The sequence below is a fragment of the Bradyrhizobium sp. CCBAU 53338 genome, from assembly GCF_015291665.1.
Classification (GTDB): Bacteria; Pseudomonadota; Alphaproteobacteria; order Rhizobiales; family Xanthobacteraceae; genus Bradyrhizobium.
On record NZ_CP030048.1, the window covers coordinates 418,696 to 443,580 of the forward strand.

Sequence of the window (24,885 nt, forward strand, 5' to 3'; positions counted from 1 at the left end):
CACACTATGTTATCGATAACATTTCCTGTCAAGACGAGGCCGAAGAGGAGCGCTCCCCCACATGTCGAAGCCCGAAATCCTTCAGATCGGCCCCTATCCGGAATGGGATCAGCTCCCGCTCGATGAAGCCTACACAGTCCACCGCTATTTCGAGGCGGCTGACAAGCATGCCCTCCTTGACGCAGCCGGAGCGCGTGTGCGAGCCATCGCCACGCGTGGCGAACTCGGCGCAGGTGCCGAGCTCATCGCGGCATGTCCGAAGCTTGAAATCATCTCGATCTACGGCGTCGGTTTCGATGCCGTGCATCTGGACAGCTGCCGGTCGCGCGGTGTCCAAGTCACCAATACGCCGGACGTGCTGACGAAGGACGTGGCCGACATCGCGATCGCGATGATGCTCGCACAATGGCGCGGCGTGAACGGTGCCGAGCGCTGGGTGCGCGATGGATCATGGGCCGCCAAGGGACTCTATCCCTTGAAGACACGCGCCTGGGGCAAGCGCGCAGGCATCCTTGGCCTCGGCCGCATCGGGTTTGAAGTGGCACGCCGGCTGACCGGCTTCGACATGGACATCGCCTATTCGGACATCGAGGCGAAGCCATACGCCAAGGATTGGACCTTCGTCGCCGACCCGGTCGCCCTCGCCGCACGTTCGGATGTCCTCTTCGTCACGCTCGCCGCCTCGGCAGCGACCCGGCACATCGTCGGGCCTGCGGTTCTTGATGCGCTCGGACCCAACGGCCTCCTCATCAACGTCTCGCGCGCCTCCAACATCGACGAAGCGGCGCTCATCTCGGCGCTTGCGAGCGGCAAGCTCGGCGCAGCGGCGCTCGATGTCTTCGAAAGCGAGCCGAACCTGAACCCGCGATTCCTGGAGCTGCCGAATGTACTCCTGCAGCCTCACCACGCCTCCGGGACGGTCGAGACCCGCAAGGCCATGGGCCAGTTGATGCGCGACAATCTCGCCGCGCATTTCGCTGGCCGCGCGCTGCCCAGTCCGGTCCTCTAACTTCTTTCGTTTGTCAGGGTCTGATGAAAGCCGTCGTCATTCACGTCACCCCACGAAGTGGAGGACCCGAGCGGTCGCGGCGCCGACCTCTCGCTCTCGGCCATTCGTTACTCGCACCGCGCTAGCCGAATGTCCGTTTGCGCATCAACCGCGGTACCGACGACGGTGCGTTCCCTTCCCCGCAAGGGGGGAGGGAACGAGAAAGCGGCGCCCTCCTCACACGCAAATTTCCGGCAAAATTCTCTCATCATTTCAACCCCCGTTCTACTGTGCATGGGGTTGTTTTCGCGTTCTCATTTGGCGAAGGGCGCGAACTGCTCTGCCACTGCCCGGTAGACCTCGCGGCGGAACGGCACCACGATATCGGCGACACGGTCGAGGCGCTCCCAGCGCCAGGCGTCGAACTCGGCGGGCTGGCCGTTGCGCGGCGTCAGCGGGTCGATCTCGTCGTCCTTGCCGGTGAAGCGCAGCGCGAACCATTTCTGGCGCTGGCCGCGGAATTTTGCCAGCCGATGCGTCTGCGGTCCGTCATAGGGCGGGAATTCGTAAGCGTACCAGTCGGTCTCGCCGAGATAACAGGCGCTGACCACATTGGTCTCCTCCCAGAGCTCGCGCATGGCGGCATCGCGCAAATTCTCGCCTTCGTCGACGCCGCCCTGCGGCATCTGCCAGTCGAGGCCCGGAAGGATGATCTCGGGGCCGTCGCCCTTGAAGCGGTGGCCGACCAGCACATGGCCGTCGGCATTGAACAGCGCGATCCCGACATTGGGACGATAGGGTTTTTCGTTGGTCACGCCTGCATCTCTCATTGTCAGTCCAGCCGGTGCCTTAGCACCAAAGCCGGGATGACAATTTGAATTAGTCATCGGCGAGCGCGGAAAATTCCTTCACCACGCGCTCATAGACCGGGCGCTTGAACGGGATGATCAGTTCGGGAAGGTTTTTCATCGGCTCCCAGCGCCAGCTGACGAATTCGGCCTTGTGGCCGCCACCGCCGGGCTTCTCGACGTTGATCTCGCTGTCCTTGCCGGTGAAGCGCACCGCGAACCATTTTTGGCGCTGGCCGCGGTAGCGGCCCTTCCAGGCGCGGCCCGCGACCGTGCGGGGGATGTCGTAGATCAGCCAGTCCGGCACCTCGCCGAGCCGCTCGATCGAGCGCACGCTGGTCTCCTCATAGAGCTCGCGCTTGGCCGCCTCCCAATTGTCCTCGCCGGGATCGACACCGCCCTGGGGCATCTGCCAGACGTGGCCGTCGTCGACATGCTCGATACCGCCGGCGCGGCGACCGATGAACACCAGGCCCTTCGTGTTGATCAGCATCACCCCGACGCAGGTTCGGTAGGGCAGATCCTCGTAACGCGCCATGCCGCCAAACCTCTCGCGTACTGCCGGCCGGGCGAGGGACGCCGTGCCGTACCAATTCTTTGATTTAGCTGGATCTTGATTTCAGCATCGCGGTTGTCAATGGCACCAATAGGATACCCCGGTCGCTCAAGGTCTTGATCCAGGCGCCGACCCGCTCGATCGAGACGGGCAGCGCAGAAGCCGTGCCGATGGCAACGCCGCGCTCGCGGGCCACCGATTCCAGCTTGTTCAGGGCACGGTCGATCTCGTTCGCGGTCGGCACCGCGTCGAGCGCGATGTCGCCCTTGCCGAAGGGAACGGCGAGGCTTCCGGCCGCCTGCGGCGCGATGCTGCGCGGCGAGGTGCCGTCGTCGAAGAAGCCGAGCCCGCGCTTGGAGGCCTCGCGGATGATCGGCTGCATCGCCGCCTCCGTCGCGATGAAGCGGGCGCCCATGAAATTGGTGATTCCGGCATAGCCCTGCATCCGGCTCAGGTGCCAGTACAGGCGGTCGGAGTTCTGGTCGGGGGTGAGCGAGGTCAGCAGCGTCTGCGGGCCGGGATCGTTGTCCGGGAAGTCGTAGGGCTCCATCGGGATCTGCAGGAAGATCTCGTGGCGCTGGGCGCGGGCGCGCTCGGCCAGCTTTCCCGGATCGGATCCATAAGGCGTGAAGGCCAGCGTCACCGCGCCCGGCAGCTTCATGATCGCATCGGTGGTCTTGGCGGCGCCGACGCCGAGGCCGCCGATCACGATCGCGACGACCGGCATTTTCGCGGCCTTGGCGCGGTCGGCCTCGGCGGCATAGACGTTGAACGGCTTGAGATCGCCCGAGATCGCGGGGATCATGCCGTAGCGCGACTTCTCCAGCAGCTTTGGGTCGATCCCAGCCATGACGGGCGGGGCCGCGGAAGCCGCCTCGCCCTTGTCGGTGGGGTCGCCGGCGCCGATCACCACGTCGTGGCGGGCACCGGTCGAGCCGTCGATCATGGTGACGGTCTTCTGGTCGTCGGCCTGCTTCGGCGCTTCCTTGGTGTCGTGCTTGCTCTCTTGCTTGGCGTCCTGGCCGTGGCCGGCCGCGGGCTTCTCGTCGGCGGCCTTGGGATCGCGAATCGCGATCCGCGTCATCGGCTCGCCCCCGAGCGGGTCCTTGTTGAAGATGGCAAAGCCTGCAAAGGCGACCAGGAACAGGCCGAGCATCACGGCGAGCAACTGCATGGCCGTGAAAGGCAGCCGCAGCCGCCGTTTCCGACGCGGCTTGTCCTGTCCGAGCGGGGCGCTCAGATCATCCGCCGTTTCAGTCATGCGAGATCCCGAATCACTTAGCCCGACGATACCACGGCGAGGTCAAGTGGCGGCAGGCCGGGATAGGCCGGGGAGGCCAGGAGTTCCACGCAAAAAGGGCGGCTCTCGGAGCCGCCCTTGTCGTCACGTCTCGCAGATCGCGGTTGGTGTGCCGCCTTAGTTTGCTGCCTTGGGCTTGTCGGCGGGCGCGGCCTTGTTGTCGCTGCTCGGCGTCGGCGCCGCGTTGGCGCTGTTCTTGATGCCGTGGAGCAGGTCGTCGGCCATCTTGAGCGCCTTGTCGTCCTTGGCGTCCGGCGGGACGTAGGACTGCGAACCGGTCTTCTCGTCGCCGTCGTTCTTGAGGTGGCCGCGCAGCGAAGCTTCGCCCTTGGTGTCGGTGCGCGACTTCAACTCGTCCGGCACGTCCTGGAGCACTTCGATGTCGGGCACGATGCCCTTAGCCTGGATCGACTTGCCCGACGGCGTGTAGTAGCGCGCGGTGGTCAGGCGCAGCGCGCCGTTGCCCGAGCCGAGCGGGATGATGGTCTGTACCGAGCCCTTGCCGAACGAGCGCGTGCCGACGATGGTCGCGCGCTTGTGGTCCTGCAGCGCGCCGGCGACGATTTCCGACGCCGAGGCCGACCCGCCGTTGACGAGCACGATGACCGGCTTGCCCTTGGTGAGGTCGCCCGCATGCGCGGTGCGGCGCTGGGTCTCCTCGGCGTTGCGGCCGCGGGTCGAGACGATCTCGCCCTTCTCCAGGAACGAGTCGGAGACGGTGACGGCCTCTTCGAGCAGGCCGCCCGGATTGTTGCGGAGGTCGATGATGTAGCCCTTGAGCTTGTCGCCGATCTGGGTCGAGAGGTTGGCAACTTCCTTCTTCAGGCCTTCGGTGGTCTGCTCGTTGAAGGTGGTGATGCGGATATAGGCGATGTCGTCGGCCTCGACGCGCGCGCGCACCGAACGGACGCGGATGTTGTCGCGCACCAGGGTCACGTCGATCGGATTGTCCTGGCCCTTGCGGATGATCTTGAGCTTGATCTTGGTGTTGACGGGGCCGCGCATCTTCTCGACCGCCTGGTTCAGGGTCAGGCCCTGCACCGCCTCGTCGTCGAGATTGGTGATGATGTCGTTGGCCATGACGCCGGCGCGCGAAGCGGGCGTGTCGTCGATCGGCGAGACCACCTTGATCAGGCCGTCTTCCATCGTGACCTCGATGCCGAGGCCGCCGAACTCGCCGCGGGTCTGCACCTGCATGTCGCGGAAGCTCTTGGCGTCCATGTAGCTCGAATGCGGATCGAGGCCGGAGAGCATGCCGCTGATCGCGGATTCGATCAGCTTGGTGTCGTCGGGCTTCTCGACATAGTCGGAGCGCACGCGCTCGAACACGTCGCCGAACAGATTGAGCTGGCGATAGGTGTCAACGGTCGCGGCGCGCGCGCTGGAGCCCATGAACACCGCGCGCGGCTGGGTCGCGAACAGCGTCAGCGCCGCACCGGTGGCCGCGCTGAGGAGGATAACTGAAGTCTTGCGCATCATCCGCGAACCTTCTCGCCTTCATTTGCGGCCCACCATGGGCCTGGATCGATTGGAGTGCCGTCTTTGCGGAACTCGACATACAGCACAGGCTGACTCGCGTTGGTGGCGAGAATGGAGGCGACTTGAGATGTCGACCCCATGGTCGCGACCGGCTCCCCCGTGAGCACGAACTGTCCGATGTTTACCGAAATGCGCTCCATCCCGGCGATCAGGACATGATACCCGCCCCCGGCATTGAGGATCAAGAGTTGTCCGTAGCTGCGGAACGGGCCGGCATAGACCACCCAGCCGTCGCATGGCGTTGTGACCTGCGAGCCGGGCTTGGTGGCCAGCGAAATGCCCTTCTGGACCCCGCCGACGCCATCGGAACCGCCAAAGTCCCTGATCTTGTTACCGTTAACCGGCAAAGGCAGGAGCCCCTTCGCCGAGGCGAACAGGATGGCCGGGCTGGTTCGGGAGCGATCCTTGAAGATGGCCGGGCCGGGCTTGGCACTAGCCGCTGCCTTGGCCTCCTTGGCTTCGGCCTGCTTGGCGGCCTCGGCGGCCTTCTCAGCCGCCTTGGCGGCGCTCTGCAGGTCCTGCTCCATCTTGGCGATCAGCCCCTGGAGATCGCCGACCTGTTTTGACAGCGTGATGGCGCGCGAATTTTCGGCGTCGAGGTCCTTCTCGCGCGAGGCCTGCTGGCGCTGCCGTTCGTCGACCAGGGCTGTGAGCCGGGTCTGGTCGCTGCGGATCTTGTCGCGGTCGGAGGCGAGCTGGTCACGCTCGGCGGCCATGCTCTTGCGCAAGGTCACAAGCTCGCCGAGTTCGCCCGCGATCTTCTCGGCGCGGCTGCGCAATTCCGGCACGACAGCGCCGAGCAGTATAGCGGTGCGCAGCGATTGCAGTGCATCTTCCGGCCGCACCAGCAGCGCCGGCGGCGTGCGCCTTCCGGCTCGCTGCAGGGCCGCCAGCACCTCGACGATGTCGGCGCGGCGCGAATCGAGCGAGGCGCGCGTTTCCTGTTCGCGGCCATTCAGCGTCCGCAGTCGCGCTTCGGCCTCGTCGATCTTGGTCTCGACGGTGCGGACATTGGCGGCGGTGTCGATCAGCTGCTGATTGAGCTGGGTGCGGTCCTGACCGAGCGAGGCGATCTCGGCCTTCAGCTTGGCCTGCGCCTCCTCCGCGCTCTTCTGCCGGGCGCGCGCAGCTTCCAGCTCCTGCTCGCGCTGCTTGATGGCATCGGTCGAGATGGCTGCGGTCTGGGGCGCCGGTGCCGCCGTCTGAGCTTGTGCGAGATTTTCTTCGGCGAAGAGGCTTGCGCCGGCGCAGCTCACCATCAGCAGCAAATTGAGGATCGGCGCTCGCATCTGTTGGGCAAGGTGCTCGTTATGGCGCGAATCACGCGCGATGATAGGGGTGGCCGGCCAGAATGGTGGCGGCCCGATACAGCTGTTCCAGAAGCATGACGCGGACCATTTGATGCGGCCAGGTCGCGGAGCCGAATGCGATCGCGAGCTTGGCCTTACGGCGCAATTCGGGCGAAAGTCCGTCCGCCCCGCCGATCACGAAGATAGTATGACCGGCGCCTTCGTCGCGCCAGCGCCCGAGATTCCGTGCGAATACGGTGGAATCGAGGTTTTGTCCGCGCTCGTCCATCGCCACCAGGATCGACTTGTCCGGGATATGCGCGGAGATCGCGGCCGCCTCTTCGGTCATCCGCGTCGCGGCATCGCGCGCGCGGCTCTCGGGGATTTCGTGGATGGTGAGCTCGCGGAATCCGAGCTTGCGGCCGGCCTCGTCGAACCGCTCGAAATAGCGCTCGGCAAGCTCCCGTTCCGGCCCCTGCTTCAGCCGGCCCACCGCGATGACAGCGACACGCATGATGTTTCAGAGTCGAGTTTTCAAGACCGCGCGCATTCGGCGCGCGCACGACGCTAGCATGCGCGTCGGCCGATTCGAAATCGGCCAGCAGCCTCCAAGATCGCGTTAGATCGCCTTCGCCGCCCCCGGGCCCTGCGTGTACAATCTCTCGAGATTGTAGAACTCACGGACCTCGGGTCTGAACACGTGCACGATCACTTCGCCGGAATCGATCAGCACCCAGTCGCAATTGGGCAAGCCCTCGACATGGATGTTCTTGATGCCGGTTTCCTTGAGGCTCTTCGTCACGTTCTCCGCGATCGCGCCGACGTGCCGGTTCACACGGCCCGTGGTGACGATCATGTAGTCGGAGTATGCCGATTTGCCGCGAAGGTCGATGGTGACCGTCTCTTCCGCCTTCATGTCCTCGAGGCGGGAGAGGATCAGGCTCAGCGTCTTGTCGGCGTCGGGTTGCGCCTTCAAGGCCGCAGCTTTGGTCGATGTTTTACGCGCCGGTTTCGTAGCCTTGGGTAAAACAGACTTTGACAATACAGACGTGGCCAGGGACCATTCCTTTCACTGTATCGCGAAGGCCGAATCCGGCCTTCGCTGGTTACACTACATCATGTGGGGTTAAGGGTTTCAATATGCCAGAGAGCCCGTAATTCCCCACATTCCGTCTCACTTCGTACCTTTCCAGCTCCCGTCCGGGTTCCGCAGGCCCGTCGAGGAAAGGTTGAGCTTCAACCCGGTCAGGAAGACCCAGGCCGGCGCCGGCCGGTCCGCAAGCAAGGCTGCCTCACTCTCCGGCAGGCGGTAGCGCGCGAGCGCCTGGGCGGCAGGGGAGGCGAGGGCACGAAAACTCTGCGGCGGGCGATCGATCACTGCCATCGGGACCTGGGCGGCGATCCGCCGCCAGTCCTGCCAACGATGGAATTGAGCGAGGTTGTCGGCGCCCATGATCCAGACAAAGCGCAAGCCGGAGAAGCGGCGGCGCAACGTGTTGATCGTGTCGATGGTATAGCGGGTACGAATGACGGATTCGAGACAGCTCACCTCGATCCTGGGGTCATCTGCGACGTCGCGCGCGGCCTGCATGCGCTCGCCGAGCTCGTGCAGATTGCCGTTCTCCTTGAGCGGATTGCCTGGCGTGACCAGCCACCAGACGCGATCGAGTTGCAATCGCATCAAGGCGAAGCGGCTGATCGCGCGATGGGCCTGATGCGGCGGGTTGAACGAGCCGCCGAGCAGGCCGATACGCATCCCCTCGGTATGGGGCGGGACCGCTTGCGCCACGAAGCGCGGCACGACGAAATTGTTACTCAATGCCCGCCCGCCCCGCGACGTCTCTTACGGCCGCGTCTGCCCGGTGCCGTGAACGCGATATTTGAAGCTCGTCAATTGCTCGGCGCCGACAGGGCCACGGGCGTGGAAGCGGCCGGTGGCGATGCCGATCTCGGCACCGAAGCCGAACTCGCCGCCGTCGGCGAATTGCGTCGAGGCGTTGTGCAGCACGATCGCGGAGTCGACTTCGCTGAGGAATTTCTTCGCGGCAGCGTCGTTCTCGCTCACGATCGCATCGGTGTGGTGCGAGCCGTGGTCCTGGATGTGCGCGATCGCGCCGTCGACGCCATCGACCACCTTCGCCGCGATGATCGCGTCGAGATATTCGGTGTCCCAATCGTCTTCGCTGGCAGGTTTTACGCGCGCATCTGTCTCCTGCACGGCGTCGTCACCGCGCACCTCGCAGCCGGCCTCGAGCAGCATCTCGACCAGCGGCTTCAGGTTTTTGCCGGCAGCGGCGCGATCGACCAGCAATGTCTCGGCCGCGCCACAGACGCCGGTGCGTCGCATCTTGGCATTGAGCACGATCGACTTCGCCATGGCGAGATCGGCGCTGGCATCGACATAGACGTGGTTGACGCCTTCGAGATGCGCGAACACGGGCACGCGCGCCTCCTGCTCGACGCGCGCAACGAGGCTCTTGCCGCCGCGCGGCACGATCACGTCGATCGAACCGTTGAGGCCGGACAGCATCATGCCGACCGCCGCGCGGTCGCGCGTCGGCACCAGCGTGATCGCAGCTTCAGGCAGTCCCGCTTCACGCAGGCCCTGCACCAGGCACTCATGGATGGCACGACAGGAGCGGAAACTGTCGGAGCCGCCGCGCAGGATCACGGCATTGCCGGATTTCAGGCAGAGCACGCCGGCATCCGCCGCGACGTTCGGCCGGCTCTCGAAGATGACGCCAACGACGCCGAGCGGCACGCGCACGCGCTCGATGGTCATGCCGTTCGGCCGCTGCCAGCTCTCGGTGACGATGCCGACGGGATCGGCGATGCCGCGCACGACGGCGATGCCCTCAGCCATGCCTTCGACCCGCGCCGGCGTCAGCGTCAGGCGGTCGATGAAGGACGAGGTGGCATTGCCGGAGGCGCGCGCTTCGGCGACGTCCTCCGCATTTGCGGCGAGGATCGCTGCGGCGTTGGCGCGAATCGCCCGCTCCATGGCTTCCAGCGCCCGGTTCTTCTGCTCCGGCGGCGCCAGCGCCAGCACCCGCGCGGCGGCGCGGGAACGGGTGGCGAGATCGGACATCAGCGCCAAGAGATCGGCGGTTCGATCGGCATTGCCGTCAACGGCTTTCAGGGGGGCGGCCATGAGAGTTCAACCTTCTGCTAAGGCGGTGTCCTAGCACGGAAATCCCGCTTTTGCGAAGGGCGGGGCGGGTATGGCAGGGGCACGGTCGTGGATACCGGGTCGGCCAATGGCCTGGCGGGACCGGAGGTGGGACCGATCCTTGCCGGACGCTCAAATATCAATAAATATCATTATCTGATAACGGAGCCGTCCATGGCGAGCAGCTACAGCATTGGCAAGCATTTCGAGGACCTGATCGACAATCTGGTCGAGAGCGGCCGCTACGCTACCGCGAGCGAAGTCATGCGCGAAGGTCTTCGGCTGGTCGAGGAGCGCGAAGAGCGGCGCAGGATCAAGCTGGAGGCGCTACGGGAGGAAATCCAGAAGGGGTTTGACAGCGGACCGATGCAAGAGGTCGACATTCAGGAATGGATGAACGAGATCAAGGCGCGGGGACGGCAACGGTTGGCCGCGCGCAAACGTGGCGAATAGATTCCGCAAAGCTCCACAAGCAGACATCGATCTCGATTCGATCTGGGACTTCATTGCTTCGGACAGCATTCGGGCCGCCGAGAACCAGATCGGGCGCATCGGTGAGATTTTCGAGATGCTGGTGGAGAATCCGCTGGCCGGAAGAGATCGACGAGAATTGCGTGCCGGCTTGCGCAGCTTCCCAGTCGGCAATTACGTGATCTTCTATGTCCCGTTGCCTGATGGCATTGAGATCGTCCGCGTCATGCACGGCCGCCAGGACATCGGCGCCGACGACATGCAATAGCCGGCCTTACCCGCCCACCACCAGGTCGTCGCGGTGAATCATCTCGGAGCGCCCGCTGATGCCGAGGATGGTCATCACATCAGGGGAGGAGCGGCCCTTGATCCGCTCGGCGACCTCGGCGTCATAGGCGATCAGGCCGCGGCCGACCTCGCTGGTATCGGGGCCGCGGACGATTACGGCATCGCCGCGGGCGAACTGGCCCTCGACCTTGATCACGCCGGCCGGCAGCAGGCTGGCGCCGGCGCGCAGCGCCGTCACCGCGCCCGCATCGATCGTCAGCGTGCCCTTGGGCTCCAGCGTGCCCGCGATCCAACGCTTGCGCGAGGTGATGGGGTTGGCCGGCGTCAGGAACCAGGTGCAGCGTCCGCCATTGGCGATCGCCTGCAGCGGATGCTCGATCTTGCCGGATGCAATCAGCATGTGCGTGCCGCCTGTCGTGGCGATCTTGGCCGCCTCGACCTTGGTGCGCATGCCGCCGCGCGACAGTTCGGATTCGGCGTCTCCCGCCACCGCCTCGATCTCCGAGGAGATGCTCTCGACCACCGGGATCAGTTTTGCGTTCGGATTGTTCTTTGGTGGGGCGTCGTAGAGGCCGTCGATGTCGGAGAGCAGCACCAGCAGATCTGCGCTCGCCATTGTGGCGACGCGCGCAGCGAGGCGGTCATTGTCGCCGTAGCGGATCTCGTTGGTTGCGACCGTGTCGTTCTCGTTGATGACAGGGATCGCGCGCCACTCCAGCAGCTTGCCGATGGTGGAGCGCGCGTTGAGATAGCGGCGACGCTCCTCTGTGTCCTGGAGGGTGACGAGAATCTGGCCGGCGCCGATGCCGTGGGCGCCGAGCACCTCGGACCAGATCCGCGCCAGCGCGATCTGGCCGACGGCGGCGGCTGCCTGGCTCTCCTCCAGCTTCAGCGGACCGCGCGGTAGCTTGAGCCGGCTGCGGCCGAGCGCGATCGAGCCCGAGGACACCACGAGCACGTCGCGGCCCTCCGTGTGCAGCTTGGCCATGTCGTCGGCGAGCGCGGCCAGCCAGGACGCCCGCACCTCGCCCCTGTCGGAATCGACCAGCAGCGCGGAGCCGACCTTGACGACGATGCGGCGGAATTGACTGAGTTCGGGGCTGGCCATGTGGGTATGTGTCGGCGCTAACAGGACGGAATTGCTCTGGAAACGGCGGAGCGACGGGCGGCGCCGGTGAGGTCTGCTTTTGCAGCAGGACGATGGCCGGCGCAAGGCGGCCGGGGTGGGAAACGGGACCAATGTCGGTCTTGTCTCGCAGGCCCGGCTGGCTCTAATGGCCGCCAACCATAACGGGCTGGAAAGGGGAAACGCATGGATCGCCGCACATTCATGGCCGGATGTCTCGGTCTGCCACTGCTGGCGCAGGTTAGCGAGGCGCAAGCGCAGGCCGGGTTGACCAAGATCATCTTCCCGTTCGCGGCAGGCGCCGGCGGCGACACGCTGTGTCGGCTGATCGGGCAAGAGATTGCCCCGGCGCTGCAACGGACCATCGTGGTCGAGAACCGCACCGGCGGCGACGGCCTGATCGGCATCAAATCGGTGAAGGGTGCCAGCCCTGATGGCAGCATGGTGCTGGTGACGACGGGGCCGACCATGTACCTGCTGCCGATGGTGGAGACGACGCCGAGCTTCGACACGGCGAAGGATTTCATGCCGGTGTCGCTGCTCGCGCGGTTCGAGTTCGCCGTCGTGATCGGCCCGGAGATTGATGCCTCCGATTTCAAGGGATTCGTCGCCTGGCTGAAGGCGCATCCCGACAAGACCTCGTTCGGTGTGCCGAGCAACGGCACCATTCCGCATTTCATGGGCTCCAAGCTCGAGAAGGATCTCGGAATTCCCCTGACGCGCGTGCCCTATCGCGGCAGCGCGCCAATTCTCAACGACATCATCGGCGGCCACATCGCGTTCGGCATCACGACCCTGGCGGACGCGCTGCCACAGCATCGCGCCAAGGGCGTGAAGATCGTCGCTGTCTCGAGCGCGGAGCGTTCGCCGTTCGCACCCGAGGTGCCGACGCTGAAGGAGAATGGCATCGATCTCGTTGCGGATGCCTGGTATGGCATGTGGCTCCCGGCCGGCAGCCCGCCGGAATTCGCCAGCAAGCTCGGCGCGGCCGCGAGTGCGGCGCTTGCCAAGCCCGACGTGAAGGAGAAGCTCACCGCGATCGGCCTGATCCCGGTCGGCAGCAGCGCGGATGGGCTGACCAAGGAGCTCGCCGCCAACACGGCATTCTGGCAGCCGATCGTGAAGGCGACCGGGTACAGGATCGAGAATTGAGCCTCTTCCCCCGTCATTGCGAGGAGCCCTCGCGACGAAGCAATCCAGAGTCCCGAAGAGCGGCCTACATCTTCGCGCGCTGGGCGATGCCGTCCTTGATGGCGGCAAGCTCGGCCTCGTCCCAGATGCCGATCAGGATGCCGCCCTTCACCTGGAGCTGGTTGTCGGCATAGTTCGCGATCTTTTCGCGCGGCGTGGTGACGTGGTCGTTGGGGTGCAGCGCCCAGTCGAACAGCTCGGCTTGCAATCGAGCAATTACGCCGGCGCATTCCGGATCGTCGCCGCGATCGACATATTCGTCCGGATCGGTTTCGAGATCGTACAGCATCGGGCGGAAGCCTGATGCATGAATGTATTTCCAGCGGCCGTCGAACACCATGAACAGGCGGCAGCGCTCGATCGGCTGGTTCAGCTTCAGCCGCACATCCTGCATGGCATAGTCGTATTCGGAGAACGCGACCTTGCGCCAATCCGGTGGCGTCGGGCCGCGTAGCAGCGGCAGCAGTGAGCGTCCCTCGAGGATGTGCCCGGGCACCTTGCCGCCGAAATAATCGACGAAGGTCGGCGCGAGATCGATGCCTTCGACCAGCGCATCGCTGCGTGTGCCGCGCGTGGCGTCGGCTTCTTTGGAGGGATCGATGATGATCAGCGGAATCTTGGCCGACTGTTCGTGGAACAGGTCCTTCTCGCCCATCCAGTGATCGCCGAGATAGTCGCCGTGATCGGACGTGAAGACGATCATGGTCGTCTCAAGCAGGTCGCGTTCCTCCAGGAATTTCATCAGCACGCCCATCTGGTCGTCGATCTGGGTGATCAGGCCCATATAGGTCGGGATCACCTTCTCGCGGGCCTCGTCACGCGCCATGTTGCGGGAGTAGCGCATGTCCATATAGGCGCCGAACACCGGATGCGGGTTTTGCCGCTCGCGCTCGGAGCGGATCACCGGGATCATGTCATCGGTCGAATACATGCTGGCATAGGGTTCGGGCGCGATGTAGGGCCAGTGCGGCTTGATGTAGGACAGATGCAGGCACCATGGCCGGCCGTCGGTCTCGGCCTCGCCGATGAAGTCCATCGCGCGGCGCGTCATGTAAGGCGTCTCGGAATGCTCGTCCGGCACGCGCGCGGCCTTGTCGGCGTGCACGAGCAGCCAGCCGTTCTGCAAGCTACCGTCATCCGCGGCGCCCGAGTTGGCCCAGTGCTCCCAGGGGTTCGTCGCTTCGAAACCCTGCCGGCGCAGATACTCGTCGTATTTCGGGCGCGGCCGTCCGGTCGGATGCAGGCCGTCGTCGCGCTCGTAGGGCTCGAAGCCGCATTCGGCGACGTGCACGCCGATGACGGATTCCGGCGGAATACCGAGCGCCTTCATGCCTTCCAGATCAGGTGCCATGTGGGTCTTGCCCACCAGCACGTTGCGCACGCCGATCTTCTTGAGGTGATCGCCAAGCGTGGGCTCGCCGACGCGCAGCGGCCAGCCGTTCCAGTGCGAGCCGTGCGAGCGCATGTAGCGGCCGGTGTAGAACGACATCCGCGACGGACCGCAGATCGGCGATTGCACGTAAGTCTTCGAGAACAGCACGCCGCGCCTGGCCATGGCGTCGATGTTCGGCGTCTTCAGCGTGGGATGGCCGGTGCAGCCGAGATAATCATAGCGAAGCTGGTCGCACATGATCCAGAGAACGTTCTTCGCGCGCGCCATGCCTTGTCTCCGCCCCCAACTCGATTTTCCGAATGCTGCTCTATCGACGGCGCGAAGACAACCTCCCCGTTGAGGAGAGGTATGGAGAGAGCATCGATCTTCAGGCCGACCACGGCTCCGCTTCGGCCGCGCTCTTGGCCTTGGACGAGACCGGGCTTTCGCCGATCACGTCGACCAGCGCGCGGAGCGCTTCCTTGACGCCTTCGCCGGTGACGCCCGACAGCAGCAGCGGCGTCTTCTTGGCGGCGCGCTTCAGCCGGTCCTTCTGCTTCTTCAGCTCGTCCGGCTCGACCGCGTCGATCTTGTTGAGCGCGACGATCTCGATCTTGTCGGTGAGCAGCCCGCCATAGGCGTCGAGCTCCCTGCGCACGGTCTTGTACGCCTTGCCGGCATGCTCGCAGGTGGCGTCGACGAGATGCAGCAGCACGCGGCAGCGCTCGACATGGCCGAGGAAGCGGTCGCCGAGGCCCGTGCCTTCATGCGCGCCTTCGATCAGGCCGGGAATGTCGGCGAGCACGAATTCGCGGCCGTCGGCGTTCACGACGCCGAGTTGCGGATGCAGCGTGGTGAAGGGATAATCTGCGATCTTCGGCCGCGCCGCGCTGACCTTGGACAGGAAGGTCGACTTGCCGGCATTGGGCATGCCGACGAGGCCGGCGTCCGCGATCAGCTTCAGCCGCAGCCAGATCCAGCGCTCCTCGCCGGGCTGGCCGGGATTGGCGTTGCGTGGCGCGCGGTTGGTCGAGGACTTGAAATGCGCGTTGCCGAAGCCGCCATTGCCGCCCTCGGCCAGCACGAATTTCTCGCCGACATCGGTGAAGTCGTGGATCAGCGTCTCGCGGTCTTCGTCGAAGATCTGCGTGCCCACCGGGACCTTCAGCACGATGTTCTTCCCGTTGGCGCCGTGGCGGTCCGAGCCCGAGCCGTTCTCGCCCTTCTGGGCCTTGAAGTGCTGCTGGTAGCGGTAGTCGATCAGCGTGTTGAGGCCATCGGCGACCTCGATGATGACATTGCCGCCGCGGCCGCCATTGCCGCCGGAGGGACCGCCGAACTCGATGAACTTCTCGCGGCGGAACGCCACGCAGCCGTTCCCGCCGTCACCGGAGCGGATATAGACCTTTGCTTCGTCGAGGAATTTCATGGGCCATAGGTAGGCCAGCCGGGCACGCCCGGCAACCCGGATGACCCCGCAAATCGGCCGAAAACCTGCGAATTTTGGCCCTTGCTTAACCAGCCGGCCTGCGCCGGATCAGGAATTTCTGCATGCCCTCGAGCACCAGCTCCTTGCGCTGGTTGAAGACGGTGCTCTTCAGCGTCACCGTGCCGGTCGTGCGGCCCGGCACCAGCTCGGTGACTTCGAGCGCGGGATAGATCGTGTCGTCGGCAAAGACGGGTTTGAGGAACCGGCTCGACTGCTCGAGGAAGCCGACCAGGGATTCCTCGACCATGAAGGGAAACAGGCCCGCGCCGGGCGCGGTGTGGATCAACGTCTGAAAGCCGTGCGCGAGCAGATGCGGCATGCCGCGGGCTCGGCAATATTCGACGTCGTAGTGCACCGGGTGGGTGTCGCCGCTTGCGGTCTGGAACGCGGCGAATACCGCAGATGTCTGGGTCCGGCTCGGCAGCACGAAGCGCTCGCCGACGACGAAATCCTCAAACCAGCGTTGCGCTGGCATCATGCGGTGCTGGGCCGGGTCGAACTCGGTCATGCCAGTGCTCTTTCGTCGGTGAGACGCCTATCGCTACCGCGCCGCGACGCGTGCGACAATCCGTTCAATTCGGCTTGCGCGGGCTTGTCGCGCGCGCCTGCTTCATTAAAACGACGCTCGATGCCCCTGTTCAAGAATCTCTCCGCCTATGATGACCGCTCGGCGCGGCTGGCCGGCATCGGACTCATGGTGCTCTCGATCTTCATGTTCTCGTTCGGGGACGCCATGGGCAAGTTTCTGGTCGGGACGTATTCGGTCGGGCAGCTGCTGTTCCTGCGTGCCTGTGCGGCGCTGCTGCTGTTGTCGCCGCTGATATGGAAGCAGCGTCACCAGTTCCTGCATCTGGAGCGGCCGCGCCTGCAGCTCATCCGCGTCGTGCTGTCGACGCTGGAGGTGGCCGCGTTCTTCCTCGCGACTGTCCATCTGCCGCTCGCCGACGTCATCACCTACTATCTGGCGGGCCCGATCTTCGTCACCGCGATGTCGGCGATCTTTCTGGGCGAGAAGGTCGGCTGGCGGCGCTGGACCGCGATCCTGATCGGCTTCTGTGGCGTGCTGATCGCGCTGCGGCCGTCGGCGCAGACGGTGAGCCTGCCGGCGCTGATCGCACTCGGCGGCAGCCTTTCCTTCGCAAGCTTGATGCTGATCACCCGCAGCCTGCGCAAGACGCCCGACATCGTGATGGCGTCCTCGCAGTTCATCGGCACGTTCTCGCTGGGCGCCGTGCTCTCGGCCTTCCACTGGGTGCCGCCGACGCCGGGCAGCCTGGTGTTCTTCGCGCTGGCCGGATGCATCTCGGTGACGGCGCTGTTCTGCGTCAACCGCTCGCTCAAGCTCGCGCCCGCGAGTGTGGTGGTGCCGTATCAATATTCGATGATCGTCTGGGCGGTGATCTTCGGCTTCGTCGTGTTCGGCGACGTGCCTGAAATCGCCACCATCGTCGGCGCCGTGATCATCATCGGCGCCGGCTTCTACATCTACCTGCGCGAACGCGATTTGGGCCGCGCCAGCGGAGAGGTGAACCCGCCGGCGTAGTCACTACCTCATCCTTCGCGCGCTGCTCCAGCTCTTCAGCGACGACCACACGCCGCGCGACAGGCGGAAGCAGTCGACCGGTGTCGACGAGCCCAGCGCCAGGAAACGGTGCAGCTGCACGCCGCTCCACTGGAAGCCGCACTTCTCCAGCACGTTGCGCGAGGCCGGATTGGTGACGCGCGCGCCGGCATGGAGATGATCGTCCTCGAACTCCTCGAAGAAGAAGTCGATGGCGCCGCGTGCGGCCTCTGTGGCAAAGCCCTGGCCCCAATGCTCGACGCCCAGCCAATAGCCGAGCTCGGCATTCTCTGGCGTGGAGCAGTCGATGCCGACCATGCCGACCGGCCCGCTGTCGTGCTCGATCAGGAACACGGTCTCGCTCCCGAGCGCGGCGGTGGCGCGGACGAACTCGACGGCGTCGTCCTGCGAATAGGGATGCGGGAGCCGGCGGGTGTTCTCCGCGACACGGCGGTCGTTGGCGAGGCGGGCGATGGTCTTGACGTCGGCGAGGGTCGGCCGCCGCAAGGTCAGCCGCTCGGTGGCGACGACGCTGGGTCTCGCCTCGGCTAAGGTCACGCTCGAAAAGTCCTGCAACATGTCCGGCTCCGCTAGAAGTCACTAAGTGAAAAGTGAACTGGTCAAACGAAAGGGGAGGCCGGTTTCCCCGCCTCCCCTGGAGCCTTCGATCTGCTTGATCTCTGGAACTCCGCCGGTTCGGTCAAGGACCCGGCGGACTCCAAATAAGATCCACCGTCTATTCAGCAGCCTCTGCGAGCGGGAGTACCGCTACGAAGGTGCGGCCGTTGGCTTTGGCCTGGAATTCAACACGACCCTCGATCTTGGCGAACAGAGTATGGTCGGTGCCCATGCCGACATTGAGGCCGGGATGCCAGGTGGTGCCGCGCTGACGCGCAATGATGTTGCCGGGAATCACGCGCTCCCCGCCGAACACCTTGATGCCAAGACGCTTACCCTTGGAATCGCGACCGTTGCGCGATGAACCGCCTGCTTTTTTGTGAGCCATGGCTCGTCTCCGAAATCCTGCGTAGTTCTAGGTCAATTCCTTGACGGAATCATTTCAAAACGTCGCACGCATCAACTCGTGAATTGGCGTGATCGGTTTCAGTTACTCGGCAGCTTCCTTAGCCGCTTCCTTGGCAACCTTTTCCTTCTTCGGACGCGGGCCCTTGGTGGGCTTGGCATTGTCCGTCAGGATCTCGCTGACGCGCAGGACCGTGATCTCGTCGCGGTAGCCACGCTTGCGGCGCGAATTCTTGCGGCGGCGCTTCTTGAACGCGATGACCTTCGGGCCGCGCTTGTGGTCGAGCACCTCGACCGCAACGGAGGCGCCGGCCACCGTCGGAACGCCCAGCACCGGCGTGTCGCCGCCGACCACCAGAACTTCATTCAACTGCACGATCGAGCCGACGTCGCCTTCGATCTTGCCAACTTCGAGAACATCATCCGGCACGACGCGGTATTGCTTGCCGCCGGTTTTGATGACTGCGAACATCGTTTTTTCTCCGTGTTCAATCCCGGCCTCGGGACGAGAAGCGTCCGGGCCGGCTTTTTGATCAGTCGCTATGGGTTTATTGCGAGTTTCGCGCGGGCGGGAGTTATCCCTTTGAAAACCCACGCAAAAACAAGCGGCGCGAGAAACGCCCCGCGCCGGTTGTGCGGACTTATAGCCGCCGGGGGCGAAGAGTCAAGGAAAAGCCGGCGAAAAGAGGCCGGATTTGAAGGATTTGGGCCGTTTTCGCGCCCCCACGGAATCTCGGCTCGCGCTGCAACCATCAGGTTCCCCCGCCGTTAGTCCGCCGGAACAGGCAAGCGGGCAAGGGCTCTCATGGCAACGGACGAGCTGGTCAAGACGACCACGGGCATCGCCCATCACGGCGCCGGGCGGCTGCCGTCGGTGGATGTCGACAGCTTCAACATCGAGATGAAGGACGAGGACGGCTTCCTCGGCGATCGCGCCAGCAAGGGCGCGTTCCGGAAGATCCTCGACCGCTGGCGCAAGCCGCTGCGCAAGACCGGCGAGGATCCGTTCGGCAAGGAGCCGTCGGAGAGCATCAGCAAGAAGACGCTGGATGCAATCCTGGTCAGCGACGACGTCGAGGCCTCGGCCGTGGTGCACAGCGCCATCGAGGACTTTGCCCAGGAGCTCGCCTACGTCACGCGGCGCTTCCTCAAGACGAAGGCCTGGGCCAGGACCGAGCGCATCGTGGTCGGCGGCGGCTTTCGCGATTCACGGCTCGGCGAGCTCGCGATCGCGCGCACCGAGATCATCCTGAAAGCGGAGGACTTCAAGATCGATCTGGTACCGATCCGGCATCATCCCGATGAAGCCGGCCTGATCGGCACGCTGCATCTGGCACCGTCGTGGATTTTCGAGGCCCATGACAGCATCCTCGCGGTCGATATCGGCGGCACCAACATCCGCTGCGGCCTCGTCGAGACGGGCTGGAAGAAGGCAAAGGACCTCTCGAAGGCCAAGGTCGTGAAATCAGAGCTGTGGCGCCATGCCGACGACGAGCCGACGCGCGAAGGCGCGGTGAAGCGGCTCACCAAGATGCTGAAGGCGCTGATTGCGGAAGCGGAAAGCGAAGGCTTCAAGCTCGCGCCCTTCATCGGCATCGCCTGTCCCGGCGTCATCAGCGAGGACGGCTCCATCGAAAAAGGCGCGCAGAATCTGCCCGGCAATTGGGAGAGCAGCAAATTCAACCTGCCGGCGAGCCTGATCGAGGGCATTCCAGTCATCGGCGAGCACGACACCGCGATCCTGATGCACAATGACGGCGTGGTGCAGGGCCTCTCCGAGGTGCCGTTCATGCAGGACGTCGATCGCTGGGGCGTGCTCACCATCGGCACGGGCCTCGGCAATGCGCGCTTCACCAACCGCCACAAGGACGGCGGCAACGGCAAGGACTCGTCCGAGAACGGCAAGGACACGAGCAAGAAGAAAGCCAGGGAAAACAGCAGGAACGACAAGGAGTAACCTTGACTGGTTAGGTTAAGGACCGGATTGCGTTGCGGGAACCTGCCTGCACGCTAGGGTCGAATCGTCGTCTCACGCAGGCCTGCGAAGCCGCCCTTCCTGGCCGGCATTTCGATGAGCGGCACGGGACCGCCAGTGTTTACCGCGTCTGGCGGTCCCACCCTGTTTTTTCAGAGCATGATGGGATGAGATGCGCGCCCCGCGATCGCGGTGCGTTCCCTCCCCCCTTGTGGGGGAGGGTTAGGGAGAGGGGTGGCCCAGAAAAAGGTGTTGGTGATTGATTGCGTGGCGGGATGCGCGATCGAAAGAATCCCCGTGTGGCACCCCCCTCCCTGCCCCTCCCCCACAAGGGGGGAGGGAACGGAAAGAGCGTAGTTCTCGGACGAACGCGATGTGATTTCGTCCCCGCGCCTCAACTCCACCCGATGCGCTCAAAGAACCCGGCGATCTCCTCCGCCGCGCGATCCGGATCCTCGCGATGCGGGAAGTGCCCGACACCGGGAAACATCGCCAGATCGAGCTTGCTGAACGTTTCTCCCAGCCGGTCGGTCCATTCATAGGGAAACAGCGGATCGTGCTCGGCCCAGCGCACGCAGGTCGGCACCTGGATCGGCGGTAGCACCGGCGCTTCGCCCTTCATCATCGCAATGCGCCCGGCATGCGACGCCCGGTAATGCGCAAAGCCGCCGGCGAGATTGCCGTCCCTGAAGTAAGTGTCGCCGAAGAGGTCGAGCACGTCGTCGAACGCGTCCTTGCGATGCGCCCAGCCTTTCAGGAAGTGCGCAATATAGAGCCGGCAGCTCTCGCGGCTTGCCCCCACCAGCCGAGGGGCCATCTCCATCTGCTGGAAGGACTGGTACCAGATGTGGTTGAGCCTTTCAGGGGCCGCCATCCGCGGCCCGATGCCGGGATAGACGAAATCGAAGAAGAACAATCCCGCGACACGTTCGCCCGCCCGCCGGGCCAGCGGCTGCATCACCGCGCCGCCGACGTCATGCCCGACCACGCCGAATCGGTCGATGCCGAGCCCGTCCATCACGGCCAGCATGTCGGCCGCATGGCCATCAGGCCCGAAAGACCCGTCAGGCTTGTCGCTGTCGCCAAAGCCGCGCAAATCAGGCGCAATGAGGGTGAAACGGTCCGAAAGCCTCGATATCACCGGCGCCCAGGTCAACCAGATCTCCGGCCAACCATGCAGCAAAAGCAGCGGTTTTCCCCGGCCGGCACGGACCACATGGAAATTGGCGCCATTGGCCCGGATGGTGAGGTGCTCCATGGCAGTTCCTTTAGCTGGAAAGTGCTCTGGCTAGATCATGATGAGATTAGGTCTCATCCGCCGCCACAAAAAAGGTGCGTTCCCTCCCCGCTCTTGTCCGCCGAAGCCCGCCTTCGGGCGAAGGCGGATGTGGGGGAGGGCTAGGGAGAGGGGTAGCCCAGCAAAAGGTGCCCATTGTTGGCAACAGGGCGAGAAAAGCGGCAAAACAACCACCGGATTTTCCCCTTTCGCGCCTTGTCTGGCCCGCCATCCTCGCTTATGAACGCCCCCAACCACAGGGGCCCTGCTCCTCATATGGCGCCTTCAGGAGAGGTGGCAGAGTGGTTGAATGCACCGCACTCGAAATGCGGCATAGGTGCAAGCCTATCGGGGGTTCGAATCCCTCCCTCTCCGCCACTATGAACGAATGGACTGGTGACGTTGGGGGCCGCCCTCTGCGGGTCCGCCAATCCCTACGTGCGGAGCTATAGGCTACTTCGTGCCGCTGAAGAGGTCGAAGACTGAATCAGGCTCCGCGGCGTCCTGCTGCGCTTCGGGCTGCTGGTCCGCTTCTCCGTGCCGACGTGCAATGATCTCCTTCGCAGCCGCGAGGGCGCGCACATACAATTCAGCTTGTTCCCTCATTTCTGCATCCGAGAGAAGATCGTAATCCCCTCGTTTCCAAACCTCGGGATGGCGAAGGTTGTCTGAAGCTGCGCGCGGAAAAGAGATGAACTCGCCCGCCGACGCTTGAAAGTCGGTTAGTGAAAAGACGGCGTCTTCTAAGACGGTCATCAGTAACCTGCGTTGAAAGCGCAGTAGAGACATCGTCGCCCACCCCACGATGAAGATCGGCTTCAGCATACCGCCTTCGGAAATAACAATGAGAGGTTTGACCGGGATTCTTACGTCACGGCTGATGCTGTATGGCGCCACGTATTGATCGTATGAAGGAAGGCCGGAGTAGTTGCGTTCATCATCGTAATCGTAGAACGCGTTTACGTACTCAGCGACATGAGGGCGGCTCTTTGGGTGCCCTTTGGTGCGCGCGGCCTTCAGGGCGGTGTCGCGATCCAACTTCAACGCGATACGATCTCTAATGATCGGTTGGCCGGCTGCGTATGAAATCTGGGGCGTCGCCCTGATGAAGGATACTACGGCCTTTGTTGTTGAGAGTTCATCCGGGAAATTGAAACGGACCCAATTGTGTACATAAGGCGGCCGATCGATTTTCACGGACATCAAAGCCTCTCAGCTAGTGCCTGGTTTGACACCTAAAGTATTGCTGGATCGCCTCGTCGGAAATTCGCATTCCGGGATTCGATTCGCCGGAATGATTATACACCCGATCCCATGGGCCGCCCGACTCGTGGGAAAGTCTCACCAACGAAGCTGGTGTCATCTGTAAATAACGAAGGAGCAGCGGCTGCAAAAATTCTTCGTCTTCGCGCTCCATGCCAACAGGGCAAACCTCTTCCTTTGCAGTTGAGGGATTCCGCCTTGTTGCGAGGACTGTAATTCGTCCGGCCCCGAAGGGCTTAAACTGCATATACAATTCGCGGAAAACGGGGCCATAGTCCCATGCTTCGATCTTCGCGGTCACAAGGGGTTGCCCTGTTTTTGCGAGGAACCAAGCATGCAGAAAGTAGACGATCTTGTTCACAGAGATGTTGGTCACGGTAATATCTAACCGTTCCGCAGTCTCAAGGACGTAGTTCGCTACAGCTCGAACGTCATATGGCATGACCGACCGCGCGGCGCGTTGGCGCCCAGCTCAGCGTAGGCGAGAATTGGGGACTGCAAAAATTTTCGAAGCCCGGACACGCTCCAGGGCTTGCTTCCGAATGTTCAACGTCCCGGAATCGATGAAGTTTCTGACACAACTCACTTCAACCGTCGAACTCGCGCGCGCATTGGCTTTGCCCGGATTCAGGTCAAGCGACAATTGCTGTGGAGAATTCTTTGGCGCGTCTTGCTTAGACATTTGGGAACTCTGCGCCTGATTCGCTAATCATTAGTATCTTCCTTCGCCGACAGGTCCGCAATGATCTTCGCCTCGTATTCAACAGGCGAGTCCAACGGGACCCGGAATACCGGCAATGCAACCTCTGCGGGCTGCCGGGCAAAGTGGCCATCCTGCTTCCGCGGCGTGCTAGGTCTGAATAGCCGTAAGTACAAGTGGGGGCTTATGCCGTCGTACTGTTGAAACACAACCTTCGACCTATCTTCCGGGTCTTCGGTAATGGCGTCGTTATGCAAGGCGATTGCCAAGCTCTTGCGGTATGGCTCGATATAAATGACCTTCGAAATCCCTGCTGCCACAATGTGCCGCGCGCAGTTGTGACAGGGATACGTGGTCGTGAACATTGTCGCGCCGACGAGTGAATGCCGCCCCTCGCGCGCTACAGCTAGGATGGACTCCATCTCGGCGTGGATTGATCGCGAAAACTCGGTTAGATCGTCAACTTCAGTGCCATCCAAAATTTTGCGAACGTCTTCGAGTTTGGTTCCCGCTTTTAACAGTCCGGATTCTCGAATTAGCTTCGCAATCCGGTCGCCAATCTTGGTCCGACGGACTTCATTGTGACAAATCTTGCTTCCCCATTTGAAGCAGCGGTGATCCTTGTCATCAATGGCCCTCTTTGCCTCATCCCAGATGCTCTGATCATCCTCCACATAAAGACCGCCCTTAAACTTCGGCACGTCATTCCAGCCCACAGAGATGAGTTCTCCCTTGGCTGATATGATTGCGGCGCCCACTTGCCGCGACATGCACGCAGAGCTATCCGCCGCGCGACTCGCGAAACTTCGCGATCCGTTCAACCGCCTTCTCAGCTAAGTAATTGTTGCCGAACCGCTCGCGCAGCTTATTTCCAGCCGCTTGCATCACATCGATGTAATTGTTGAGCGGATTTTGTGGAGGCGTGATTACGCCGACGCGGCGAGCCTCGGTTCGAATGATATCACTCATTCCGATGATGGGCGCGACATCGTATTTGAATTGCTGGGCCAAAATCTCCGAGAGCAGCCGCCCCGAAGTGGAGACGCCTGAGCCAACAGGGCCGACCAAAGCGATGACAAGTTCTTGCGAAAGCCGATCAGATATTTCGGTTGCGAGCTTTTGTTGCTCTTCAACGATGCGCGGCCTCAAAGGTACCGGGTCAACCATTGTCCCCCCTATCAAATGGTTGCGAGTGTCCGCAAATACACCGGTCTACCGGTGAGGCGCAACCCACGCGAAAGTACGGAGCTTCACCGCAATTAGGATGAGGCGCGTCACCAGCGTCAGATCATGCGTCAACGCCGTCGCCGCGAGCAGGCCGTCGATGACAGGGACGTACCTGATGACGCTGATGCGGTCCCATTGATCTGATACGGCGCTGCCGATGCCGGCCGCAATCGCCCTCCCGTAGACCTTGCAAACCCGCGAAATCATCAGGATGATCGGCGCGTCGTAGCATCG

General features: G+C 63.4%; 28 protein-coding genes and 1 tRNA gene. 7 read left to right on the top strand and 22 right to left on the bottom strand.

Annotation, left to right across the window (positions count from 1 at the left end; genetic code table 11):
• Positions 1–61 precede the first annotated feature (61 nt).
• Positions 62–1,009 carry a 2-hydroxyacid dehydrogenase gene (locus XH90_RS02020; protein ID WP_194478973.1) on the top strand — a complete coding sequence of 316 codons (948 nt, stop codon included), beginning with the start codon at positions 62–64 and terminating at the stop codon, positions 1,007–1,009.
• Positions 1,010–1,302: 293 nt separating this feature from the next.
• Here the strand turns inward: XH90_RS02020 and XH90_RS02025 are convergent, their stop codons facing one another.
• From XH90_RS02025 to XH90_RS02065, 9 genes are all read right to left on the bottom strand, one after another.
• The gene (locus XH90_RS02025; RefSeq protein ID WP_194478974.1) at positions 1,303–1,803 is read right to left on the bottom strand and encodes an RNA pyrophosphohydrolase; all 501 of its coding nucleotides are present in this window, start codon (positions 1,801–1,803) and stop codon (positions 1,303–1,305) included.
• Positions 1,804–1,867: 64 nt separating this feature from the next.
• Positions 1,868–2,374, bottom strand: a complete 507-nt coding sequence (locus XH90_RS02030; protein WP_194478975.1) for an RNA pyrophosphohydrolase — start codon at positions 2,372–2,374, stop codon at positions 1,868–1,870.
• Between the two features lie 64 nt (positions 2,375–2,438).
• The gene (locus XH90_RS02035; RefSeq protein WP_194478976.1) at positions 2,439–3,653 is read right to left on the bottom strand and encodes a divergent polysaccharide deacetylase family protein; all 1,215 of its coding nucleotides are present in this window, start codon (positions 3,651–3,653) and stop codon (positions 2,439–2,441) included.
• Positions 3,654–3,809: 156 nt separating this feature from the next.
• Positions 3,810–5,171 carry a S41 family peptidase gene (locus XH90_RS02040; RefSeq protein ID WP_194478977.1) on the bottom strand — a complete coding sequence of 454 codons (1,362 nt, stop codon included), beginning with the start codon at positions 5,169–5,171 and terminating at the stop codon, positions 3,810–3,812.
• A complete protein-coding gene (locus XH90_RS02045) occupies positions 5,168–6,520 on the bottom strand; it encodes a murein hydrolase activator EnvC (RefSeq protein WP_194478978.1) in 1,353 nt (450 codons plus the stop codon). Before XH90_RS02045 ends, XH90_RS02040 begins: the two co-directional genes overlap by 4 nt.
• Positions 6,521–6,551: 31 nt before the next feature.
• A complete protein-coding gene (gene rlmH / locus XH90_RS02050) occupies positions 6,552–7,034 on the bottom strand; it encodes a 23S rRNA (pseudouridine(1915)-N(3))-methyltransferase RlmH (protein ID WP_194478979.1) in 483 nt (160 codons plus the stop codon).
• 105 nt (positions 7,035–7,139) lie between these two features.
• Positions 7,140–7,496: a ribosome silencing factor gene (gene rsfS / locus XH90_RS02055; RefSeq protein ID WP_194478980.1), complete on the bottom strand. Its 357-nt coding sequence runs from the start codon at positions 7,494–7,496 to the stop codon at positions 7,140–7,142.
• A gap of 198 nt (positions 7,497–7,694) precedes the next feature.
• Positions 7,695–8,339 (bottom strand): nicotinate-nucleotide adenylyltransferase, encoded by a 645-nt coding sequence (locus tag XH90_RS02060; RefSeq protein ID WP_194478981.1) that lies wholly within the window; start codon positions 8,337–8,339, stop codon positions 7,695–7,697.
• Positions 8,340–8,363: 24 nt separating this feature from the next.
• The gene (locus XH90_RS02065) at positions 8,364–9,671 is read right to left on the bottom strand and encodes a glutamate-5-semialdehyde dehydrogenase (RefSeq protein ID WP_194478982.1); all 1,308 of its coding nucleotides are present in this window, start codon (positions 9,669–9,671) and stop codon (positions 8,364–8,366) included.
• A 192-nt stretch (positions 9,672–9,863) separates the two neighbouring features.
• On the opposite strand from XH90_RS02065, the gene XH90_RS02070 reads away from it, so the two are divergent.
• Positions 9,864–10,142, top strand: coding sequence for a type II toxin-antitoxin system ParD family antitoxin (locus tag XH90_RS02070; RefSeq protein WP_194482554.1), 279 nt, complete (start codon positions 9,864–9,866; stop codon positions 10,140–10,142).
• The gene (locus XH90_RS02075) at positions 10,132–10,428 is read left to right on the top strand and encodes a type II toxin-antitoxin system RelE/ParE family toxin (RefSeq protein WP_194478983.1); all 297 of its coding nucleotides are present in this window, start codon (positions 10,132–10,134) and stop codon (positions 10,426–10,428) included. Before XH90_RS02070 ends, XH90_RS02075 begins: the two co-directional genes overlap by 11 nt.
• Positions 10,429–10,434: 6 nt before the next feature.
• Here XH90_RS02075 and proB read toward each other — a convergent pair whose 3' ends face one another.
• Entirely contained in the window at positions 10,435–11,556 is a 1,122-nt protein-coding gene (gene proB / locus XH90_RS02080; RefSeq protein ID WP_194478984.1) for a glutamate 5-kinase, read from the bottom strand.
• Between the two features lie 204 nt (positions 11,557–11,760).
• Between proB and XH90_RS02085 the strand changes: the two genes are divergently transcribed.
• Entirely contained in the window at positions 11,761–12,726 is a 966-nt protein-coding gene (locus XH90_RS02085) for a Bug family tripartite tricarboxylate transporter substrate binding protein (RefSeq protein WP_194478985.1), read from the top strand.
• Positions 12,727–12,790: 64 nt separating this feature from the next.
• Here XH90_RS02085 and XH90_RS02090 read toward each other — a convergent pair whose 3' ends face one another.
• From XH90_RS02090 to XH90_RS02100, 3 genes are all read right to left on the bottom strand, one after another.
• Complete coding sequence (locus XH90_RS02090) at positions 12,791–14,425, bottom strand: alkaline phosphatase family protein (protein WP_194478986.1); 1,635 nt, start codon at positions 14,423–14,425, stop codon at positions 12,791–12,793.
• 100 nt (positions 14,426–14,525) lie between these two features.
• The gene (gene obgE / locus XH90_RS02095; protein WP_194478987.1) at positions 14,526–15,566 is read right to left on the bottom strand and encodes a GTPase ObgE; all 1,041 of its coding nucleotides are present in this window, start codon (positions 15,564–15,566) and stop codon (positions 14,526–14,528) included.
• Positions 15,567–15,651: 85 nt separating this feature from the next.
• Positions 15,652–16,134 (bottom strand): MaoC family dehydratase, encoded by a 483-nt coding sequence (locus tag XH90_RS02100; protein WP_194478988.1) that lies wholly within the window; start codon positions 16,132–16,134, stop codon positions 15,652–15,654.
• A gap of 120 nt (positions 16,135–16,254) precedes the next feature.
• Between XH90_RS02100 and XH90_RS02105 the strand changes: the two genes are divergently transcribed.
• Complete coding sequence (locus XH90_RS02105; RefSeq protein ID WP_194478989.1) at positions 16,255–17,169, top strand: DMT family transporter; 915 nt, start codon at positions 16,255–16,257, stop codon at positions 17,167–17,169.
• Between the two features lie 3 nt (positions 17,170–17,172).
• Here XH90_RS02105 and XH90_RS02110 read toward each other — a convergent pair whose 3' ends face one another.
• The 3 genes from XH90_RS02110 to rplU all read right to left on the bottom strand — a co-directional run bounded on the left by XH90_RS02110 (position 17,173) and on the right by rplU (position 18,682).
• Positions 17,173–17,766: a GNAT family N-acetyltransferase gene (locus XH90_RS02110; protein ID WP_194478990.1), complete on the bottom strand. Its 594-nt coding sequence runs from the start codon at positions 17,764–17,766 to the stop codon at positions 17,173–17,175.
• A 157-nt stretch (positions 17,767–17,923) separates the two neighbouring features.
• On the bottom strand, positions 17,924–18,193 hold the full coding sequence (rpmA, locus tag XH90_RS02115; RefSeq protein ID WP_092234086.1) for a 50S ribosomal protein L27: 270 nt from the start codon (positions 18,191–18,193) through the stop codon (positions 17,924–17,926).
• A gap of 102 nt (positions 18,194–18,295) precedes the next feature.
• Positions 18,296–18,682: a 50S ribosomal protein L21 gene (gene rplU / locus XH90_RS02120; protein WP_194478991.1), complete on the bottom strand. Its 387-nt coding sequence runs from the start codon at positions 18,680–18,682 to the stop codon at positions 18,296–18,298.
• A gap of 333 nt (positions 18,683–19,015) precedes the next feature.
• Between rplU and XH90_RS02125 the strand changes: the two genes are divergently transcribed.
• Entirely contained in the window at positions 19,016–20,167 is a 1,152-nt protein-coding gene (locus tag XH90_RS02125) for an ROK family protein (protein WP_194478992.1), read from the top strand.
• A 412-nt stretch (positions 20,168–20,579) separates the two neighbouring features.
• On the opposite strand, the gene XH90_RS02130 is transcribed toward XH90_RS02125, so the two are convergent.
• Positions 20,580–21,443, bottom strand: coding sequence for an alpha/beta fold hydrolase (locus tag XH90_RS02130; protein WP_194478993.1), 864 nt, complete (start codon positions 21,441–21,443; stop codon positions 20,580–20,582).
• Between the two features lie 306 nt (positions 21,444–21,749).
• Here XH90_RS02130 and XH90_RS02135 point away from each other — a divergent pair.
• Positions 21,750–21,839: transfer RNA gene (locus tag XH90_RS02135), tRNA-Ser, on the top strand.
• Positions 21,840–21,914: 75 nt separating this feature from the next.
• On the opposite strand, the gene XH90_RS02140 is transcribed toward XH90_RS02135, so the two are convergent.
• The 5 genes from XH90_RS02140 to XH90_RS02160 all read right to left on the bottom strand — a co-directional run bounded on the left by XH90_RS02140 (position 21,915) and on the right by XH90_RS02160 (position 24,858).
• On the bottom strand, positions 21,915–22,664 hold the full coding sequence (locus XH90_RS02140; protein ID WP_194478994.1) for a hypothetical protein: 750 nt from the start codon (positions 22,662–22,664) through the stop codon (positions 21,915–21,917).
• A 13-nt stretch (positions 22,665–22,677) separates the two neighbouring features.
• Positions 22,678–23,100 (bottom strand): Panacea domain-containing protein, encoded by a 423-nt coding sequence (locus XH90_RS02145; protein ID WP_194478995.1) that lies wholly within the window; start codon positions 23,098–23,100, stop codon positions 22,678–22,680.
• 329 nt (positions 23,101–23,429) lie between these two features.
• Positions 23,430–24,194 (bottom strand): deaminase, encoded by a 765-nt coding sequence (locus XH90_RS02150; RefSeq protein ID WP_194478996.1) that lies wholly within the window; start codon positions 24,192–24,194, stop codon positions 23,430–23,432.
• 10 nt (positions 24,195–24,204) lie between these two features.
• Complete coding sequence (locus XH90_RS02155) at positions 24,205–24,591, bottom strand: hypothetical protein (RefSeq protein WP_194478997.1); 387 nt, start codon at positions 24,589–24,591, stop codon at positions 24,205–24,207.
• Positions 24,592–24,636: 45 nt separating this feature from the next.
• Positions 24,637–24,858 (bottom strand): hypothetical protein, encoded by a 222-nt coding sequence (locus XH90_RS02160; RefSeq protein WP_194478998.1) that lies wholly within the window; start codon positions 24,856–24,858, stop codon positions 24,637–24,639.
• Between the last annotated feature and the right edge of the window lie 27 nt (positions 24,859–24,885).

What these genes read in the sequence shown, in the direction of transcription:
- XH90_RS02030 (WP_194478975.1), bottom strand. Translation starts at nt 2,374, where the DNA reads ATGGCGCGTTACGAGGATCTGCCCTACCGAACCTGCGTCGGGGTGATG.
- rlmH (WP_194478979.1), bottom strand. Translation starts at nt 7,034, where the DNA reads ATGCGTGTCGCTGTCATCGCGGTGGGCCGGCTGAAGCAGGGGCCGGAA.
- XH90_RS02100 (WP_194478988.1), bottom strand. Translation starts at nt 16,134, where the DNA reads ATGACCGAGTTCGACCCGGCCCAGCACCGCATGATGCCAGCGCAACGC.
- XH90_RS02040 (WP_194478977.1), bottom strand. Translation starts at nt 5,171, where the DNA reads ATGATGCGCAAGACTTCAGTTATCCTCCTCAGCGCGGCCACCGGTGCG.
- XH90_RS02045 (WP_194478978.1), bottom strand. Translation starts at nt 6,520, where the DNA reads ATGCGAGCGCCGATCCTCAATTTGCTGCTGATGGTGAGCTGCGCCGGC.
- XH90_RS02155 (WP_194478997.1), bottom strand. Translation starts at nt 24,591, where the DNA reads ATGGTTGACCCGGTACCTTTGAGGCCGCGCATCGTTGAAGAGCAACAA.
- obgE (WP_194478987.1), bottom strand. Translation starts at nt 15,566, where the DNA reads ATGAAATTCCTCGACGAAGCAAAGGTCTATATCCGCTCCGGTGACGGC.
- XH90_RS02160 (WP_194478998.1), bottom strand. Translation starts at nt 24,858, where the DNA reads ATGATTTCGCGGGTTTGCAAGGTCTACGGGAGGGCGATTGCGGCCGGC.
- XH90_RS02125 (WP_194478992.1), top strand. Translation starts at nt 19,016, where the DNA reads ATGGCAACGGACGAGCTGGTCAAGACGACCACGGGCATCGCCCATCAC.
- XH90_RS02140 (WP_194478994.1), bottom strand. Translation starts at nt 22,664, where the DNA reads ATGTCCGTGAAAATCGATCGGCCGCCTTATGTACACAATTGGGTCCGT.
- XH90_RS02020 (WP_194478973.1), top strand. Translation starts at nt 62, where the DNA reads ATGTCGAAGCCCGAAATCCTTCAGATCGGCCCCTATCCGGAATGGGAT.
- XH90_RS02105 (WP_194478989.1), top strand. Translation starts at nt 16,255, where the DNA reads ATGCCCCTGTTCAAGAATCTCTCCGCCTATGATGACCGCTCGGCGCGG.
- XH90_RS02150 (WP_194478996.1), bottom strand. Translation starts at nt 24,194, where the DNA reads ATGTCGCGGCAAGTGGGCGCCGCAATCATATCAGCCAAGGGAGAACTC.
- XH90_RS02035 (WP_194478976.1), bottom strand. Translation starts at nt 3,653, where the DNA reads ATGACTGAAACGGCGGATGATCTGAGCGCCCCGCTCGGACAGGACAAG.
- XH90_RS02070 (WP_194482554.1), top strand. Translation starts at nt 9,864, where the DNA reads ATGGCGAGCAGCTACAGCATTGGCAAGCATTTCGAGGACCTGATCGAC.
- proB (WP_194478984.1), bottom strand. Translation starts at nt 11,556, where the DNA reads ATGGCCAGCCCCGAACTCAGTCAATTCCGCCGCATCGTCGTCAAGGTC.
- XH90_RS02065 (WP_194478982.1), bottom strand. Translation starts at nt 9,671, where the DNA reads ATGGCCGCCCCCCTGAAAGCCGTTGACGGCAATGCCGATCGAACCGCC.
- rpmA (WP_092234086.1), bottom strand. Translation starts at nt 18,193, where the DNA reads ATGGCTCACAAAAAAGCAGGCGGTTCATCGCGCAACGGTCGCGATTCC.
- XH90_RS02085 (WP_194478985.1), top strand. Translation starts at nt 11,761, where the DNA reads ATGGATCGCCGCACATTCATGGCCGGATGTCTCGGTCTGCCACTGCTG.
- XH90_RS02130 (WP_194478993.1), bottom strand. Translation starts at nt 21,443, where the DNA reads ATGGAGCACCTCACCATCCGGGCCAATGGCGCCAATTTCCATGTGGTC.
- rplU (WP_194478991.1), bottom strand. Translation starts at nt 18,682, where the DNA reads ATGTTCGCAGTCATCAAAACCGGCGGCAAGCAATACCGCGTCGTGCCG.
- XH90_RS02090 (WP_194478986.1), bottom strand. Translation starts at nt 14,425, where the DNA reads ATGGCGCGCGCGAAGAACGTTCTCTGGATCATGTGCGACCAGCTTCGC.
- XH90_RS02110 (WP_194478990.1), bottom strand. Translation starts at nt 17,766, where the DNA reads ATGTTGCAGGACTTTTCGAGCGTGACCTTAGCCGAGGCGAGACCCAGC.